The organism is Azospirillum endophyticum (assembly GCF_016595245.1).
GTDB classification, from domain to species: domain Bacteria; phylum Pseudomonadota; class Alphaproteobacteria; order Azospirillales; family Azospirillaceae; genus Azospirillum; species Azospirillum endophyticum.
This window is the reverse complement of sequence record NZ_JAENHM010000041.1, coordinates 1-16,557: the sequence shown is the minus strand read 5'-3', so window position 1 is coordinate 16,557 and position 16,557 is coordinate 1. Positions and strand designations below refer to the sequence as shown.

16 protein-coding genes are annotated in these 16,557 nt (G+C 68.1%); 12 read left to right on the top strand and 4 right to left on the bottom strand.

Annotated elements, in window-relative coordinates; genetic code table 11:
* The first annotated feature begins 362 nt into the window (after window positions 1–362).
* The 6 genes from JHL17_RS13380 (at window position 363) to JHL17_RS13355 (ending at window position 6,874) form a co-directional block, all read left to right on the top strand.
* Window positions 363–986, top strand: a complete 624-nt coding sequence (locus JHL17_RS13380; RefSeq protein ID WP_200193860.1) for a hypothetical protein — start codon at window positions 363–365, stop codon at window positions 984–986.
* Between the two features lie 130 nt (window positions 987–1,116).
* Window positions 1,117–1,479 carry a hypothetical protein gene (locus tag JHL17_RS13375; RefSeq protein WP_085557456.1) on the top strand — a complete coding sequence of 121 codons (363 nt, stop codon included), beginning with the start codon at window positions 1,117–1,119 and terminating at the stop codon, window positions 1,477–1,479.
* 804 nt (window positions 1,480–2,283) lie between these two features.
* Window positions 2,284–2,934 carry a hypothetical protein gene (locus JHL17_RS13370; RefSeq protein ID WP_200193858.1) on the top strand — a complete coding sequence of 217 codons (651 nt, stop codon included), beginning with the start codon at window positions 2,284–2,286 and terminating at the stop codon, window positions 2,932–2,934.
* Complete coding sequence (locus JHL17_RS13365) at window positions 2,931–4,895, top strand: hypothetical protein (RefSeq protein WP_200193856.1); 1,965 nt, start codon at window positions 2,931–2,933, stop codon at window positions 4,893–4,895. Before JHL17_RS13370 ends, JHL17_RS13365 begins: the two co-directional genes overlap by 4 nt.
* A gap of 27 nt (window positions 4,896–4,922) precedes the next feature.
* Window positions 4,923–6,173 carry a hypothetical protein gene (locus JHL17_RS13360; RefSeq protein WP_200193854.1) on the top strand — a complete coding sequence of 417 codons (1,251 nt, stop codon included), beginning with the start codon at window positions 4,923–4,925 and terminating at the stop codon, window positions 6,171–6,173.
* 221 nt (window positions 6,174–6,394) lie between these two features.
* On the top strand, window positions 6,395–6,874 hold the full coding sequence (locus JHL17_RS13355) for a hypothetical protein (RefSeq protein ID WP_200193852.1): 480 nt from the start codon (window positions 6,395–6,397) through the stop codon (window positions 6,872–6,874).
* Window positions 6,875–6,893: 19 nt separating this feature from the next.
* Here JHL17_RS13355 and JHL17_RS13350 read toward each other — a convergent pair whose 3' ends face one another.
* A complete protein-coding gene (locus JHL17_RS13350; protein ID WP_200193850.1) occupies window positions 6,894–7,031 on the bottom strand; it encodes a hypothetical protein in 138 nt (45 codons plus the stop codon).
* Window positions 7,032–7,390: 359 nt separating this feature from the next.
* On the opposite strand from JHL17_RS13350, the gene JHL17_RS13345 reads away from it, so the two are divergent.
* The 4 genes from JHL17_RS13345 (at window position 7,391) to JHL17_RS13330 (ending at window position 11,430) form a co-directional block, all read left to right on the top strand.
* Window positions 7,391–8,677: a hypothetical protein gene (locus JHL17_RS13345; protein ID WP_200193848.1), complete on the top strand. Its 1,287-nt coding sequence runs from the start codon at window positions 7,391–7,393 to the stop codon at window positions 8,675–8,677.
* An 803-nt stretch (window positions 8,678–9,480) separates the two neighbouring features.
* Complete coding sequence (locus JHL17_RS13340) at window positions 9,481–10,344, top strand: hypothetical protein (RefSeq protein WP_200193847.1); 864 nt, start codon at window positions 9,481–9,483, stop codon at window positions 10,342–10,344.
* Window positions 10,345–10,447: 103 nt separating this feature from the next.
* On the top strand, window positions 10,448–10,927 hold the full coding sequence (parS, locus tag JHL17_RS13335; protein WP_247893523.1) for a type II RES/Xre toxin-antitoxin system antitoxin: 480 nt from the start codon (window positions 10,448–10,450) through the stop codon (window positions 10,925–10,927).
* Window positions 10,924–11,430 (top strand): type II RES/Xre toxin-antitoxin system toxin, encoded by a 507-nt coding sequence (locus tag JHL17_RS13330; RefSeq protein ID WP_200193843.1) that lies wholly within the window; start codon window positions 10,924–10,926, stop codon window positions 11,428–11,430. The genes parS and JHL17_RS13330 overlap by 4 nt, the downstream gene beginning before the upstream one ends.
* Before the next feature lie 98 nt (window positions 11,431–11,528).
* On the opposite strand, the gene JHL17_RS13325 is transcribed toward JHL17_RS13330, so the two are convergent.
* Entirely contained in the window at window positions 11,529–12,521 is a 993-nt protein-coding gene (locus JHL17_RS13325; protein ID WP_345773803.1) for a hypothetical protein, read from the bottom strand.
* On the opposite strand from JHL17_RS13325, the gene JHL17_RS37875 reads away from it, so the two are divergent.
* Both JHL17_RS37875 and JHL17_RS13320 read left to right on the top strand, forming a co-directional pair.
* Complete coding sequence (locus JHL17_RS37875; protein ID WP_345773802.1) at window positions 12,492–12,728, top strand: hypothetical protein; 237 nt, start codon at window positions 12,492–12,494, stop codon at window positions 12,726–12,728. The two genes, JHL17_RS13325 and JHL17_RS37875, sit on opposite strands and share 30 nt — an antisense overlap.
* Window positions 12,729–12,972: 244 nt before the next feature.
* Complete coding sequence (locus JHL17_RS13320) at window positions 12,973–14,121, top strand: tyrosine-type recombinase/integrase (RefSeq protein WP_200193840.1); 1,149 nt, start codon at window positions 12,973–12,975, stop codon at window positions 14,119–14,121.
* Window positions 14,122–14,463: 342 nt separating this feature from the next.
* Here JHL17_RS13320 and JHL17_RS13315 read toward each other — a convergent pair whose 3' ends face one another.
* Complete coding sequence (locus JHL17_RS13315; protein WP_200193838.1) at window positions 14,464–14,715, bottom strand: hypothetical protein; 252 nt, start codon at window positions 14,713–14,715, stop codon at window positions 14,464–14,466.
* Window positions 14,716–14,951: 236 nt separating this feature from the next.
* The gene (locus JHL17_RS13310) at window positions 14,952–15,305 is read right to left on the bottom strand and encodes a hypothetical protein (protein ID WP_200193836.1); all 354 of its coding nucleotides are present in this window, start codon (window positions 15,303–15,305) and stop codon (window positions 14,952–14,954) included.
* Between the last annotated feature and the right edge of the window lie 1,252 nt (window positions 15,306–16,557).

Sequence of the window (16,557 nt, the reverse complement as noted above, 5' to 3'; positions counted from 1 at the left end):
CCGAGGGCGCTTCGGCGGGCCGGCTCCCCACAGCTCCTACACCACGTTCAGGGACGTGACCCGACGAGGCCCAGCCCGCACTCTGGCCTGTCCGGAATCGGGGCGATCGGCATCGCGCAGAGGCAACGGACCTCGCATCAGTCTGCAGAGGCACCGCGTGTCGCTCCGTCGCGGTTGCCGCCCCGGCCGCTCTTCCGCCGGTTGGTGGGCATCGGCTGCAGGAGCGGCATGACGTGCCGGGGTGACCGCACCGTCGCGCGTTGGGCGGGCGCCGCCGCGCGGCTGTGCGCCGCGGCGGCGCCCGCCCAACGCATAAGGGGCCAGGCATCGCTCGGGCATGCGAAACCACGCGGAGTTTTTCCATGACCCTCGAATCCCTGTCTGAAGCGCTGAACGAGAACGCGTCCCTCGACGTCTTCTGGCTGGACCATCGCCTGCGCTTGAACGGAACCGTCATCCCGCGCGAGGACCCGCGCTACGCACCGGTCGACAGCTGGCTCCGACGCTTCGAGGCCGGTACCGGTGTTGGGGTCCTCGATTTCTCTGCAACTGTTCCGGTCGGTGCTCGCTGCGTGCTGGATCTCGGGCGCTTGGGAACTCTTCTGGCATGTCTGCAAGCGGAGATTGTCCTCAACCGGCCTGTGTGGCTGGGCAACACGCGGATCGAGAGCGTCACCACGGTGACGTTTCCGTCCAATGGAGCGGGTGGAGCAGGGCGCCCAACCGCGTCGAGCGTCGTGTGCTCGAACAATCGCTGGGGCGACCACCGCAGCGAGGACGAGCGCTGGCCCGCGATGGTCGACGCGATGAACAGCGCGGCCGTGGCGGCCATCGACGATCAGCGCTCCTGGTTCGGCGCATGTGGGCTGGGGACGATGCGGCTGTTCGTCCGTGCCCGGTACCCGCTGTCGGAGTGGCATCGCGACCGCGCCCGCGAACAGCGGCGGCGTGCGGCGGAGATGCTCGAGGACAAGCCGGTGCGCTGACCGCCTCCCGCGTCGCGCTGCCCGGCAAACCGCACACCCAATCCGTCGCCCGTCCCGGCGCGCCGGCCGGCCCTACGGGCCGCCGCGCCGGGCGGTCGGCACGACAACAATGTTCCGACAGGAAAAAGCCATGATGAGGATTGTTCGCGACGGTACCGAGCTGATCAACTGCATCGAAGCGGATGCGGTCCTCAGGGTGTTGCAGCCGGACACCGCTCCTCTCACCAACCGCCTGTGTCGGCTTTTGCGGGATGCGGTGCATGCGTGGTCGCACGGCGAACACTCACCCGCTGCGCGCGAGCAGATCGAGAACCTCCTTCTGGTGGCCGGATCCCTTGGCTACCAGGTGGGCCTCGAATGCACGGATGTCTTTACGGCCGTCGGCGACCTGGACGCGGCCGTGCAGGGCGGGCTGGCTCTGATGCCCCATTTTGACCGGCCAGTCCTTCGTCTGGCCTTGCAGCCCAAGCTCAACGTGGAGGCCCACGCCTGAGGGGATCGACCACCGCTGGGCACGCTTCCTCGCTCAGCCTGGCGTGGAATGCACGAACCGGAGAGGAGGCCGGGATGGGAGCGGCCAGTTGGCAGCGATGAGGACGCCCAGGGTGAGGCCCGCCGTCGCTCAGCCCGGGTCGGGCGCCGGTGCCATGCACTGCGAAGGCATCAGCGTTCGCAGTGCATTGGCATCCCGGAATCCCTGCTGCCTCAAGCATTTAGGTGCGAGATTGGGCTGCATGGCGCGTCCGCATCGGCTCGATGCGTCGTGCGCCCTCCCGTTCAAGACACCCAGTAACCCCGTACAAGTCACCCCGTCGGCTGCGGGCCCTCCGCACACGCGATCCCGTAACCCCGTACTTTTCACCCCGGTACCCCGTCGCCGCCCAAGGCTGCTGCGGGTTTGCGGCGTTCGGGAATCTTTGAACAAGAAAAAAGAACACGGGAACGAAGTTCCCACCCCCTTCTGGGGGTGCGGTTCGACCTGTCCCACCGCTGTCCCACCGGCCGGCGGGGCATGACACGGACAGAGCACCCGACGACGTCTTGAGAGGGGCGGCGCGGTTGGCGGCCGGCCGGGGGCAAAATCTCGGGCATCACGCCGGTGTGCTGGCTCGGTACCGCGACAGCACGCGTGGCGGCGGTCGATCCGTACGCATTGCACTCGGCAATCCAGATAAAGTCGGCAGAATCGGTTGCAATGCATATCGCATATGGTACCAATCTACGTGTATCGGCGCCTTGGATTCAGACCAACATAGCGCTTTTCCAGCACCGTCATCGCCATCTTTGCTGTGTGAGTATGCTAAACCGCACCACCTCGCCACACCAGAAGGCATTCCGGCTGCTTTTCCTGCTGCTCGCCGGAGGCGTCCCTCCGGACGGTGCCGACGCCGCCGAGGCCGAGGCGGTGTTCGTTGGCGAGAAGCGCATGCAGGCGTTCGACTTCTGGATCCGTTATCCCGATTACTTGGCCGACGAACTCCTGAACCTTTTCGGGCAAAGCCGTGATGCCGCGCTCCTCGACCAAGCCGCGGCAATCGTCCAGGACCGCGAGCCGGACCTGCGCCGCTATCCGATGGTCCGCTTCCGGTATGGCGCCTACGAGCGGATGGACGACGCCGTCGCCATCCTGGAGTACCGGGGCCTCGTAAAGGTCCGCATGCGGGACATGGGCCACTACGGGGAGACCGACTTCCTGATCCGTCCCGGGACACGCGAACTCGCCGACCGGGCGATCGCCGAGCATCCCGTGCTGCGCTGGTACGCCGATCGGGCGGCCCTGGTGAACCGGGTCGCGGGCGGGCAGTCGGGTGACGCCTTGAAGGAACGCCAGTACCGCCGGATCGAATACGCGCGGACGCCGCTCAACCGGACCATCCCCGGCATAGCCGACACGGTGGTAGCCCGTCTCCGTGATCTGCTGGACGGCCACAATGGAGGGAGCCGATGACAGAGACCGGCACCCCGCCCCCGTGGGCGGACGCCATCGCGGCGAAGGCGGACATGCCCGCCGAAACGGTGGAGGAGGTCCTCGCCCGCCACCGCATTCGCCCTTCCCCAGTGCCCGGGCAGCCACGCCGGATGACAATCGAGTCGATCGCCTTCGCCGGCACCAAGGACGAGGCGCGGGGCGGACAGCCATTCGCATTCACCTGGAACGGTCTTGGCCCTGGGTTGTGGGCAGTGGCGGCGCCGGCTAACTTTGCGGGCAAGAGCACGGTGTTCGAGGTTGCCAAGTCCCTGCTGCGCGGCCGGCTGTCGGTGCAGCCGGACGTCGCCGACTGGCTCGCCTCGGCCGAACTCCTCTTCCGCGTCGACGACACCCGTTACCGGGTCGCCGTAGCCTTCGAGAAGCGGGTGCCGAGCGGCACGCTGGAACTCCTGAAGGACGACGAAACTCACATCCAACTGGGCGGCTTCTCGTCGGAGCCCGAGTTCGAGCAGACCATGGGCGGCTTGATGATGGACCGTCTGTCCCTGGCCCGCCTTTCGGCGTGGCGGCAAGGGTCCGAGGACTCGCCGGGGCGGGCGGCGCCGCACGACTGGCCCATGCTGTCGGAGGCCCTGTTCATCGGCACCGAACTGCGGGCGCTCATCGGCGACGTCGTCGTCGACGGGCTGCCGGCGCGCCTGCTCCAGATGTTCGTCGGGCTTCCCTGGGTGTCCACCCTGTTCGAGGCGAGGACGGCGCTGAAGCAGGTCGAGGAGGAAATCGCCCGCAAGCGGCGCCGTCGGGAGGCGGTGGACGCGCGGCGGAAAATCCGGGCGGATGCCGTCCGCGGCGAGTTGGCGGCCGCCAAAGCGCGGCTGGACGCCGTCATCGGGAGCGGCGACCTGCGGCGTCGGCTCGTCGAGACCGAGGGCGAACTCGCTGGCGCCTCAGACCAGCTCCGCCGCATACGGGCTGCTCAGCGGGAGGCCGAGGCGGCGCTGGACCAAGCGCAGGCCGAGCACGATGAGGACCTGCGCCAACACCAGGACTTCCTTGAGGCGAAGGCCGCCCACGCGGTCTTCGGACGCCTCCGGCCGACCTGCTGTCCGCGGTGTGAAAGTGCTATCCCAAGGGAACGGCAGCGGCGCGAGCGGGAATCCCTGGAGTGCTCGGTGTGCGGAACCAACGTCGGCAAACGGGACGCGGACAACGACGTGGCCGAACGCGATCTGGCCGCGCGGGTGGAGGCTTCCGGCAAGGCGCTTGCCACGGCGCGCGGCGACGCCAAGGCCATTGCGGAGCGGCTGGCCGAGACCGAGGCGGAAGTCTTGCGTCTGGACGCCACGCTGGCCGGTCTCACCGGCGATCTCAAGGGAAGCGCCGAGGCCAGGTGGACGGCCGAAGCGGATGTTTCCCGGTTGGAAGGGCGCCTGGAAGAGATCCTGGCGGACGAACCGGAAACCTCCGATGGTCCAGCCCTCGAACTGGACCGGCGGATCCTGAAGGCCTGCGAAGAGGTCACGAACGATCTGGTCAAAGCGCACCGGGACGAGCTGCTGAAGGCCATCAGCGAACGGCTCGCCGAGCTGGCCCGGCGGTTCGGCATGAAGGGGGTTTCGAGCGCGCGGTTGAACGGGCAGGCGCAACTGTCGCTGACCAAGGGCAGTACGGAGACGAACTTCAGCCGCTCGACCAAGGGTGAACGGATGAGGTTGAAAGTCGCGACCGTGATCGCGATGCTACAGGTCGGCGAGGTCGCAGGCGTCGGGCGCCACCCGGGCGTCCTGTTCGTGGACTCCCCTGCCGGCGCGGAAGAGATCATCCAGGAGGACGTGGACGAGCTTCTGGATGGCCTCGCCTCGCTGGAGGAAACCATGCCGTGGTTCCAAGTGTTTGTGGCCACGACGAAGGTCGACGCCGTGGCCGATCGGGTCCGCCCGGACCACGCGAGGATTGCCGACGGCGAAGTCCTCTGGTAAGTCGCGCTGGCAAACATGGAGGGCGACATGCATCCGGTCGAACGGATGCTCACGGATGCCCTCGCGGAGGGCCGGGAACCTACGCTGTCGGAAGTGGGCGGCGCGCGGGCGCTTGCGGACGCGCGGGCAGACCTCGTCCGGTCGGATTGGATGCACGAACTGCTGCGCATCGCCGTCATGGTCTGGCCGGACGCCGGGCCGGAGGAGCGTAGCGACCTCGCGGCCTTCATCGCAGCCTGCGCGCAGGCCCCCTTCGACGGCATCGTCGCCCGCGACGCCGTGCTCACCGTGTGCCGGGGGGAGCTGCCCCAAGACCTGCTGACCACCTGTTTTCGCGCCTTCCTTGACCGTGCGGCTGACCGCTCGGCCGAACCGCCGGCGCGCTGGTGGGCGCTTTACGGCGCTTGGGATCTCACGCGCGACGACGCCTCGCGGAAGTACCGGTTCCTCGCCGCGCTGGAGGACACGGGGCTGGACGACGTCCCGTCCTACCTCCGCCATGTCGCGGCCATCGCGGGCGCGGCGCACGCGCGCTGGCGCGAAGAGCCGATGCTGGAGCGGTTGCGCCGGCTGTGCGACATCCAGGAGGCGCGCGACGAGGCGGCCTTTGCGCTCGGCATGGCGGCCCTGGCAACAGCGTTGGAGGCGGCCGCCGCGGTGGAGGCGGAGGAGCGCTTCGGGCGTGCTGAGTCCTGGTTCACCATGAGCATCGCCGCCCGCGAGGGCCGTTCCGATGCCGAGGCCTACCGGGCCGCTGTCCGGGCAGTCCTGGCCTTCCGGCGCGGTGCGGCGCCAGACACCCTGGCTGGTCTCGCCGACGAACTCCATCGCGCCGCCACCATGTACCTCACGTGGAACGCCGACGAGGATGACCCGCCGCTCCTCTCCCAGCGCCTGACGGAGGCGGCGTGCTGGCAGTCGCTGGCGGCCAAGCTGGGCGGCCTCGCCCAGCGGCTGGAGCTTCCCGCGTGGCTCGACCCCTCCGCCGTGCTGGAGTCGGAGGTGTTCGCGGCCTATGTGGCCGGGCGCAGCTTCCTCGGGCGCGCCGCCGATGGCGGATTGGAGGCGCTCGTCCGGCCCCGCATCGAGGACGCGGTCCTTGCGAGGCGGCACCAGTTGTGCGTGCTCGACCAATGGCTTGCGGAAAAGGCGGCTGGATCGGATTGGGCGGGGGTGGCGGATGATCTGCGCCGGCGCCTGCGTGAGCGAGAGGCCGAGGACAGCCCGGGAAACTGCCTCGGGACCCCGCCCAAGACCTCCCTGGCGGCGTCCCGATAAAGGAGGTTCTGGACGCGATCCCGGCGGACGATCGGGATGTCATCCTAGGGATTCTCGAAGACCAGAAGGAGCTCTACCGCCGCGCTCCCCTGATCGACCTCGAACGCCTGTTCCGGAAATGCCTGCCCCGGCTTGCCGAGTCCCCCGACTTCCAACGGCCACAGGAGCGGGCCGAGTTCCTTGGCATCCTCCTGTACACGTTCCGCTTCCTTGAAAGCCGGATGCGGAAGACCCGGGCTAACTACGCAAGCCAGCAGTATCTCTTCGCGCCAGATCCGAAAAAGAAGCAGAAGCCGGCCGTGGAGGCTGACCTCCAGCTTGACTATGCCCAGTGGATGGAATCCGCGCTGCACTGGGCACCGGTCAATGTCGAGGTGTCGGACGTTGCCGGCGGACGGACGGACGTGCACTTCGCCTTCGCCAACAACCGCTACATCGCCGAGGTGAAGAAGGACGACGCCGAGTGCTCGCTTCCGGCCCTCAAGAAGAAATACCTGGGGCAGGCCGCGGAGTACCTGGTGGCCAACGTCCGCCTGGGCCTGCTCCTGGTTCTCGATCTGACGGAAAAGCCGGGCGGCATGCGGGCCACCGAAGCGAACGTGGAGGTGACAACGGAGGTGCGCAACGGCGACGAGTTCCCTCGGTGCGTTGTGGTCGTCACAGTGCCAGGCAATCGGCGGACTCCGAGTTCCGTGGTCTGAAGTCTCCATACCGGGCTATTCAGCTTCTGGCCGCGATCCCGCTTCCGGCGACCAGCCCGCCTATCTCCGGCAGCGAGGCGCGGACCACGAGCATCACGCCGTGCTCCGCCGCCAGACGCCGGGCGGCCAGCTCGAACGTGCCGTTCGTCGTCGCCACCAGGAGGGCCCCGCGATAATCTGGATACCGGGACTGGGCAGCGGCGACCTCCGCGATGGCGGACTCGTCGACGGCGCGTGTCCCCTTCCGCGAGGAGCGGATTTTGCGGCCCCGTCACCGGAAGTTTACCTTTGCGGTTGTACAAGTCGGGGGCGGTCACCGGGCCGAGCGCGGAACCAACCTGACACCGTGGGAAGCGGGTCCGGCGACGTCCGGTCCGTGATGGGGCAGGCACGCGGGCTGTTGGCCGGACGGAGGAAAGCTTGTGGTCGCGCCGAAAACCGGACGGCACGGACGAGCCGTTTGATCCCAGGAAGCAGGAGGAGCTGCTCCGCCGGCTCCGCCAGGACCGAGAAGCCGTGGCCGAGCTGGTGTCGGGGGCGGAGGGCGTCCCGCGCGCCGAAGCCTTCGCCGTCCTCGACGGCGAGTGGTCCGAGTTGACCGAGCGCCACGTCCGCCTCCTCAGGGCGCATGATGTCCGCATCTTCGACTCCTGGACGCTTGTCTCTCCGACGTGGCGCTGCCCTTGCTGCGGGCGGTCGAAGGGAGACCTCTTCCGCCTCGTCTCCGGCCGTGTGCTCCAGGGTAAGCTTGACGACCACCACGACCACTTCGTGTCTTACGCGAACCACCGGCTCCGGGAGGTGTTCGGCGAGGCGTTGCTCGCTACGATGCCGTTCCAGGTCCAGATCGCTATCGCCGACGCGCAGAACCTGGTCCGCGGGTTCGGCCGCTCCCTGGTCTGCTCAGACTGCAACCAGGCGGATGCCGCCGGCAAGAAGGCCGTCCGCGACCTCCTGGGCGACGATTTCCAATGGTTCAGCTTCCCGGTCGAGGACATCCGGGCCTTCATTGGGAGGCCCCGGAGGCCGAACCAGCCCCACGTCGTCGCCCCGGACGAGGCTCGCCATGTTTTCGAGTGCCGCGCCCATCGGAAAACGCTGACCCACCGAAAGTCGATCGTCAACGCCACCATTGAGTACCTGCGGCGCGAAATCCATTGGAAGTCCACCGAGCGGACGGAAAGCGTCCAGGAAGCCTACGATAGCTACCGGGACCTGCTCGCCGACTTGGGGTTGGGCGCCAATGCCATGTCGGCCCTCAAGCGCTTGTCCGCAAGCGAGACGGACACCGACCGCAAGCAGTGGCGGAATCCACCGAAGAGGAACTTGCCGGCGCCCCCGGAAAGTGCCATCGACCATTACATCGTCAATCTGGCGCCAGAGAGCTTCCGCAGCCTTCCCGACGACTGGAAGTGCCCCGGCTGCGGCCGATGGAAACGGAAGACGGTGCGGTATTCGAACCGGAACGCCGAGAGGGGTGGGTTCCGCCTGCACGCCAGCGTTGGGAAGATCGGACCGGCGGATGCGGAGGCGCTGGTGTGTTCGGACTGCCGCTTTGTGGCTGTCGGCTTGGCCGGGGAAGCGGACTGCTACGTGGACGCGGTCCTTCCCACGGACGTGACCGACGCCATCCGGCCCTACTCGAACAAGCGGCACCCGTTGGCCGCCTTCGAAGCGCAGATCGACTTGGTCGTCAGGCGGATTGTGGAAAGGACCGCACGCGACATGCGCCAGGACGGGAAGTTTGCGGTATGGGACGAGGACGGTGGCTTCGGCGGGGACGATTTCGAGCCGCTTCCCTGACGGCCGGCCGCGTGGTCGATCATTTTGTGTGCTGACACGCCATCGCGGTGCGCTGACAGCGGCCCCTGCGTGGTCCGGGTGGTATGCTCATCCTCGGGGGCTTGCTCTGGGGCGTGACGATGCACGGCGAAACGGCGATCCGACAGCACCTCACTCTGCTTGTCTCTTCGGACGCGCCGGTACGGCGGCGACCGGCTCTGCCCTGCGCCGCCACCTACTTGCTTGCCCACGGTCGCTCCTGGACGCCCGCGGCGTTGCCGGACGGCATCCGCCGCGGCGAACCGAAGGGGTGTTACCAGAACGCGTTCCGGTTGGCCTTGGAACGCCCGGGCCGGTTTCTCTACGCGGAAGGGTACGCGCTGGAGCCGGACTATGGGATCCCAATGCCACACGCCTAGTGCGTCACGGACTCCGGCACCGTCCTCGACCCGACCTGGGTAGGCGCGGAACGGGCGGGCTACTTCGGGGTTGCCCTCGCCCCGGTCATGACCTTCCGGGTTCATGAGGCCACCGGGAGTTACGGGGTGTTGGAGCACCCGAACTGGCTGGTTGCCGCGCCGATCCTGCTTGAGCCGTGACCGGCGCGTGGAGCGCGGCACGCGACGATCCGGCGGCGGTCTCCACGCCGACCGGCGCACGCATCCAGCGCCAAGGCACCCATGACGACGACCTTCCATGAGGCATGACAGACCCGGCGCCGCCGTCCGTCAGATTCTTCGCAAAATCCGCAGCGCGACCCGTTGTCTGCGCGAAACCGGACCATATTCGCCGCCACCGACCCTCCACCCGATGCGGAGCCGACCGTGAAGCTGTCCCTCACCCCGACCGATCTCGACGTTCTCGAGACCCATTTCCAGATCCTCCTGCCCGATGTCCCTCCCGCCCACGCAGGCGAAGCCCTCGCGGCAGGGCTCGGCTTCAACCCGGATGGGGGCCTGCGCGCTGCTCTGGCCGGCACCACGAAGAACTCGTTGGTCCGCCAGATCGACGACGCGGCCGCCGCCGCTGCGCTGACGCGGTTGACGGGCACCGCGCCGGATTATGGGGCGCTTGTGACCCGCGCGGCCGTGACGGCGATCCCGGGATGTTTGGAGCCCGGGACCCATGACGAGGGGATTCTCAAGGCGCTGGCCTGGGAGGTTGAACGGGTCCGCGAGAACGACGCCGAGCGTGACGAGGACGGTCTGTACTGCAACCGGTTCGGCGACGTGGTCGAGGCGATCTCTCTCGATGTCGAGCAGGAGGGCAAGAACGCCTTCGATTGCCGGTTATCGCTCGGGGCGGACCACAATCGGACCATCTGGCTCACCAACGACGTGGCCGGCGCCCAAGCCATTCTGCGCGGCGACTACGAGGCGCTGTGCGCCGTTGTCCGCGATTTCGACAAGGATTGGATTACGAATTACGACCCCGAGGATGTTCCGGGCAGCGAGCGTGGCGCGCCCGACTACGATGGCGGCGGCTTCTACAACAACACCGGGGTTGAAGTCTGGCGCGACCGGGTGACGATGACGACTTGGCCGACGAACGGTGGTGTCGAGCGGACGATCGTCGAGATCGATGCGGCGACCTTTGCCGAGATCGAGACGATTATGGAGCAGCACAGCTTTGGCGATGCCAACCGTGTTGTCGAGGTGCTGCGGGCCATCGGGCATGGGCCTTCCTGACCAGCCGGTGACGAACGCGGGATGGTCGGCCGCGGGCGACGTGGCTGCTTGAATCCCGCCGCGTCACATGTCACATTTAATGCGACAGATGACGGAGGACGCCATGCCCGCGGTCAGGTCCGATACTGGACGGGGTGAAACGGGTCGCTATCAGCGGGTCACCGACCTGCTCGGTGGTCCGCGGGTGTTCACGCGCCCGGTGATGACGCAGCTTGACGCCCACAACGCCATCAAGACCGGCTTGCCGGGCGGCACCCTGCACCACCTCGTGACCCATCTGCGGGTCCTCAAGCCGGCAAGCATCGAGCGCGCGGTGGGGATGAGCGTGCGCACCTACCAACGCCGCAAGGGGGCGCCGGACAAGCCGCTCAGTCCCGAGCAGGGTGGCCGGACCTGGAAGCTGGCCGAGATCCTGGCCCAAGCCTCAGAGGTCTTCGGCTCGCAGGAGGAGGCCGAGCAGTGGCTGGAGCGTCCGGCCATCGGGCTGGACAACAACCGTCCGCTGGACCTGCTGGACACCCCCGCCGGAGTGGAGATGGTGGAGGACTACCTGGGGAGGATGGCCTACGGGGTCTACACGTGACGCCCTTGCCCGCGGCGCTGGGCGGCAGAGAGTTGGTCGCGTGGCGTCTCGACCCGGAGTCCTTCCGCGCGACCTGGGACAGCGGCGAAGGGGCCTACCGCTTCGGCGGCCGCTGGAACAGCAAAGGCGTCCGCGCGGTCTACTGCTCTCTCGATCCGGCGACCGCGATCCTGGAGGTGGCGGTGCACAAGGGCTTCAAGGCGTTGGACACCGTGCCGCACGCGCTGACGGCCCTGACCATCACCGACCCCGCCGCCGTCCACGTGGTCACCCCGGCGGACGTGCCCAACCCCAACTGGCTCCGTCCCGGCCTCCCCAGCTTCGGTCAGCAACAGTTCGGCGATGCTTTGCTGAGCGCGTACAAATTCGTCCTCATCCCAAGCGCGGTGTCCTCGCACAGCTGGAATCTGCTGTTCGTCGCGTCCCTGGCGGCGGGGGCTTACACAGTGCGATCGCAGGAACGGTTTGCGCTGGACACGCGGCTGCACCCGCCGCCTCCTTGATAAGAACGCTTCCACCGCTCGCCTCCAGTATCGCGGTGCTCGCACGAACGCGCTGGTCAGCCCGTCAACGACATGACCGGCCGCCGTCCACTCCCGTTCTACCGGCTCTTGAGCAGGCGCTGCACGCGTTCGACGACCCGGCCGGTGTCGGCGAGCAGGGCGTCGAGCGCGGTGTAATCCACCTCCAGGCGCTCGAGGCGGGCGGGCACCGCCGCCGCGGGCGGTGGCTCTTCTACCGTCGCCAGCGGCTCCGGCACGACCACCTTTGGCGGCCGTCCCCGCCGGTGCCCGTAGCGGCGCGGTCCGCCGGTCTCGCCGCGGATGCCCTCGGTGCCGGGCAGGCCGAACAGGCGGTGGCTGCCACGGCCGGTCACCTCGACGGCGGCGCCGCAGGCCACCAGCTCCTCCATCATCAGCCCGGCACCACGCAGCGAGCAGCCAAGCAGGCTGGCCAGCCGGGCCGGGCCGAGCAGTGGCGTGGCGGCGAGCAGATCGACGGCGGCCGGCAAACGGCTGTTGGAGCGGCGCGGCCCGATGGCGGCGCGGGCACTGCGCCAGGCGTGCTCGAGCCGGCGCAGGATGGCGAGGCCATCCGCGGCCTCGCGCTCCAGACTGCGGGCGAAGGCCAGCGTCCAGCCGTCCGCATCCATCGGGCTGTCCGGGCGCAGGGTGTCGGCGCCGGCGAGGATGGGCAGCAGGGTGCGGGTCACGCCGGTGGCCTGCAGCGCCGCCGGCAGGGCAGCGCGCACGGCGCCGCGCGGGCGGTCGTCGACGATCCACGCCCGCATCGCCCGGGCGAGCGCCGGCAGGCGGGCGCCAGGGGCGGCCTGCGTCAGCGCCCACAGCGCGTCCTCGGCAAGGCGCCGGTGGTCCGGGGCCTCGGTGGTGGCGTCGAGGTCGCGCGCGGGGCGGCGGTCGGCAGCGGCGAGCATCAGACCGTAGAGTCGCAGGGCGTGGGAGAGTGCATCGAGGTCGGCGCCGCGCTCGTGGTGCGCCGGCGTGTTCGGCGCGCGCAGGCGCAGCCCCTCGATGTACGCGGCGAGGCGCTGCGGGTCGACGCGGTGGCCGTCGAGACCGGCGTGGGCGCGCACCGCCTCGAGGCGCACCCAGTGCTGCCAAGCGGTCCGCAGCGGATGGCCGTCGAGGGTGGCGTCGAGGCGGGCGACGTCCAGGGCGGCGCGCTCGAGGGCAGCGGCGCGGACGGCGGGGTCGGTTTTTTCAAGGGCGGAAAACCCGAGCACGATCAATCCTTTCGCGGGGACCGCGGCGACATTTGCGGAAGCTACTTAGCAGATTGATTCATGGTGGTGAATTCCAATCGAGGAGGCGTTGGCCCCCCGGTGGGGCGCCGGCGGCCGGGGGCGCGAACGTCTTGGAAATCCGCGGATTTGGCGGCGCTGCGCCCGTCCGGCGGGCCGCGGGCGCCCGCAGGGCCGCCGCGCCGTTGCCCCGGCCGCGGATTGCGTCCGACAAGCGTGGTTGTCGGACTTGAAAAAAGGGTGGAACGAGCCGTATTCTCTCTCCAAAGGAGAAGCCGCCCCGATGCCGCTCAGCCCGCCCGCTGCCGATGACCGTGTCTTCGACCTCGTCAGTTCGGTCGCCGTAAAGTCCGCTAACGACGACACGGGCGTGGTGATCAAGTCCGATCTCCTCCAGCCCCTCATCCTGCCCGGCAAGCACACGCCCGAGCAGATCGTCGAGATCGAACGCTTGGCCAAGGCCGCCGCGCGCACCGTCGCCGCCCGCTACAGCCGCAACACCGAACGCGCCTACCGCGCCGCTTGGGCCGCCTACCAGGCTTGGGCCATCAGCCTCGGTTTTGCGCCGCTCAGCGCCGACCCGCGGGTGGTCGGCATGTACCTCGCCAAAGCCTCCGAACGCTTGGCGCTCCCCACGCTCAAGGTCCACCTCTCCGCCATTCTGCTCGCCCACCGCCTCGCCGGCCGCTCGCTCGACGCCAAACACCCGCTGATCGCCGACCAGCTCGCCGGCGTCGCCGCCCTGCAGGCCCGGCGCAAGGTCAAACAGTCCGCGCCCATCCTGCCGGATCTGCTGCGCCGGCTCGTCGCCGCCCAGCCCGACAGCGCCGCCGGCCGGCGCAACGCCCTGCTGCTGCTGCTCGGCTTTGGCGCCGCCACCCGGCGCAGCGAGCTGGTCGGGCTGGACGTCGGGGATGTGGTGGTGGTGCCGGGGCGGGGGTTGGAGGTCACCATCCGCGGCGGCAAGACCAAGCGCGGCCGCACCGCGGCGCTCTGGGCCGCCGACGATCCGGCGGTGTGTCCGGTTGAGGCGCTGCGCCGCTGGCGCGCCGTCTACGACACCGATGACGCTGACGCGCCGCTGTTCGTGTCGGTGGGGAAGGGCGGGGCGTTCGGCGGCCGGCTCTCCGACCGCAGCGTGGACCGGGTGGTGCGCGAGACCAGCCAGGCCATCGGCGAAACCGACGCCGATCTGATCCGCTGGACCCAGGGGCCGGAGGTGGCGCAGCGCCTGGGCAGCCGCTTCTCCGCCCACTCGCTGCGCAGTGGCTTCGCCACCGCCGCCGCCGAGGAGGAGGCGAGCCTGAAAAAGATCATGGAGCAGACCGGGCACCAGAGCAGCGACGTCGCGCTACGCTACATCCGCCACGCCGACCGCTGGCGCGACAACCCGACCGAACGCCTGTTCCGCCGCAAGCCAGACGCGGACTGACCGTGAGAAGCTGCAGAACGTGGAGCGATGGACGGCAGGATTTTCCGTTGAAAACACACGTTTGTTCTGATGGGAATTACCGACCTCACGCTTGAACGCGGAGACTAGGTGCCGCAGCACGGCGAGCGGAATCGGGCGCGACCCAGCCACCCAATCGGCGATCTTGCAGCGGTCGCAGGTGGTGTCGACGTCGGCTTTCAAGCCGGCCGGTAACGCCGCCATGGCCATGTTGTTGACCTCGCGGACGACGCCAAGAGCAGCGCCATCACACCGGCACTGCTCCGTGACCTGCTCGGGCGTCAGCCACTTCTCTCTGGTGAGCGTGACGATTGACTGTCTGCCTTACGGCTGCGGCCGGATGTCCTCCAGCCGCAGGTTACGGTCCACCGGGTTGCCGTCGCGGTCGAGCAGGGTGCAGCGCAGGTCGCCGGCAACGTCCTCTTCAACAACCAAGCCGGTCTCGCCATCGGCCGTCCAGTAGCGGTCTTCAGCACCGTCGGTGACGTCGAATTCGAAGCCGCGGTCGGCCAAGTACTTGGGGAGGTTGGTGCCGTTCTTGTGGGTCTGGTACAGCATCGCGTGATCTTTCTTCATCCGGTTGGCGGTCGATGGCCGCGTTTTTCATGCGTTGATCATAGATGTCCCATTGAAGGGGACAAAGACGTCAGCGGCGCTGTTCAACAAACATATTCGGCTGCGCCACATCCGCTTCGTCGACCGCTGGCGCGACAACTCCACGGAGTGCCTCTTCCGCAAGCCGGACGCGGATTGACCGCGCCCGGTACCAGGGACGTGGCCCCGCTCAGGAGCGAGCGGGGCCTGCCTTGGTGTCACGCCATCTCGTAGGCGCCCACATACAGGTAGCCGCCCTGGGCCCTGGCCATCGCGCGCAGACGCGGGTTGACCGGGTGCTCCAAGGTGTACCGCTGGCCGCCGTTGGGGTTGATCCAGGTCTGGCCGCACAGGGTCTTCAGCCAGGCGGTCACCTCGTTGTCCAGGAACGCCTGGAAGTCGGGGCTGAACGGGGAGTCGGACGGGAAGAACGACTTGCGGTCGGGGAAGTACTCCAGCGCCTGGCGGCCGTAGCGGCCCTCCAGGATGGCACGCGCGCCAAAGGCGCCGCGGATCGGCGTGTTGTCCGGCGGGGGCTCGCCGAACCAGTGGTCCTTCGGGGCAAAGTTCATGGCATCTCCTGTGGTCGGCCGGGGGTTGGGGCCGGCGTCGCGCTGGGATATGGATCGGTTTGGAGCCGGCAAGGGGCTGATCCGAAAATTTTGGGTAAATCGGTTCGGTCTGGTGCGCCGGGCGGGTTGGCGGGCTCAAGCCCGGGCATCGAAGGCACTGTTGGCGGTCGCGATGGTATGCCACCGGTCCGCGTCGTCGCCGCCGGTGCCGCCAATCAGAAGGACCTGTCAGCGGGAGCGGTCTGCGGCGCCGACACCGAGGACGCCAGGGCGAAGACCAAGACCGCCGACGCGCCTGGGCCCCCCACGCGGAGGGACGCCTTGGGGTGCGTCGGTCCGCGCACGGGTCGCTCAACGGCGTCGCCATCGGTGGCGCTGAGGCCAAGGCGCCGCTCAAGACGAACTGGGGGCAGACCGAGCGCCCGCAGCCCCGACCTCGCGTCGGGCGACATCCGCCATACCGACCACTGGAAGGGCAACCCCACCGAACGCCTGTCCGGAAGCCGGCCGAGCACCGACTACTTCGCAGGGTGCAACCAAGCAACTCATCCTCAGTCGTTTCGGACGCCCCACCACCGGCGGTACAGCGCACTGAGTGGATGCCGTCAAACACGTCGATGTTGCCGCGCCGGACGCGTTCAGGGCGCCACCATCGCTGTTCCCTCTTCCAGCGTTCTGGCCGTCGACCGGTGGTCAGCCGTCGTCGCGCCAATGGTGCGACGCGACGGTCACACCGCCGGCTTCAGCCGTGGAGGGCGAGCCGCATCGGCGGCGGGGGACGGTATAGTTAGAAAGTAAAACAGGATTGAGAACGGACAAGAATGCAAACGAAGGCGTTTTTCCGTTCATCATAACGTTACAATAACGGTAGAACGGTTGATATGCCGTTCATAATATGAAAGTAACCGTGGAAGAATGTGCTTGCATATATCTTCTCATGTAGCTATGCATATACGCATGCGGCGGCTTTATGGGTTATGAGTATTTGGGTCATTGGCAGATGCAGGGGGCTTGTTGGGCTGTGATCCTGACGTCCTGCTTGCGTGCTGATGCGCAGCCAACCTGTAGGCGTCAAGGGTGCGGCTCAACAGAGCGCCGCCGGACAACACTGGAGAGATCATGGGAGAGACGAAGCGCCGAATGGCGTCTGACAGAGAAAACACATACCGTTTCGACACGAACCATTGCGGTGGATCGTGTCCCCGGGCGTGGTGTAGGAGCCGGAGCGCTCATGTGGTCTCCGGCAGGTCTG

Excerpts from the sequence above, each read along its gene's own strand:
- JHL17_RS13315 (WP_200193838.1), bottom strand. The coding sequence starts at position 14,715 with ATGAAGAAAGATCACGCGATGCTGTACCAGACCCACAAGAACGGCACC.
- JHL17_RS13360 (WP_200193854.1), top strand. The coding sequence starts at position 4,923 with ATGCATCCGGTCGAACGGATGCTCACGGATGCCCTCGCGGAGGGCCGG.
- JHL17_RS13370 (WP_200193858.1), top strand. The coding sequence starts at position 2,284 with ATGCTAAACCGCACCACCTCGCCACACCAGAAGGCATTCCGGCTGCTT.
- JHL17_RS13375 (WP_085557456.1), top strand. The coding sequence starts at position 1,117 with ATGATGAGGATTGTTCGCGACGGTACCGAGCTGATCAACTGCATCGAA.
- JHL17_RS13365 (WP_200193856.1), top strand. The coding sequence starts at position 2,931 with ATGACAGAGACCGGCACCCCGCCCCCGTGGGCGGACGCCATCGCGGCG.
- JHL17_RS13355 (WP_200193852.1), top strand. The coding sequence starts at position 6,395 with ATGCGGAAGACCCGGGCTAACTACGCAAGCCAGCAGTATCTCTTCGCG.
- JHL17_RS13320 (WP_200193840.1), top strand. The coding sequence starts at position 12,973 with ATGCCGCTCAGCCCGCCCGCTGCCGATGACCGTGTCTTCGACCTCGTC.
- JHL17_RS13310 (WP_200193836.1), bottom strand. The coding sequence starts at position 15,305 with ATGAACTTTGCCCCGAAGGACCACTGGTTCGGCGAGCCCCCGCCGGAC.
- JHL17_RS13380 (WP_200193860.1), top strand. The coding sequence starts at position 363 with ATGACCCTCGAATCCCTGTCTGAAGCGCTGAACGAGAACGCGTCCCTC.
- parS (WP_247893523.1), top strand. The coding sequence starts at position 10,448 with ATGCCCGCGGTCAGGTCCGATACTGGACGGGGTGAAACGGGTCGCTAT.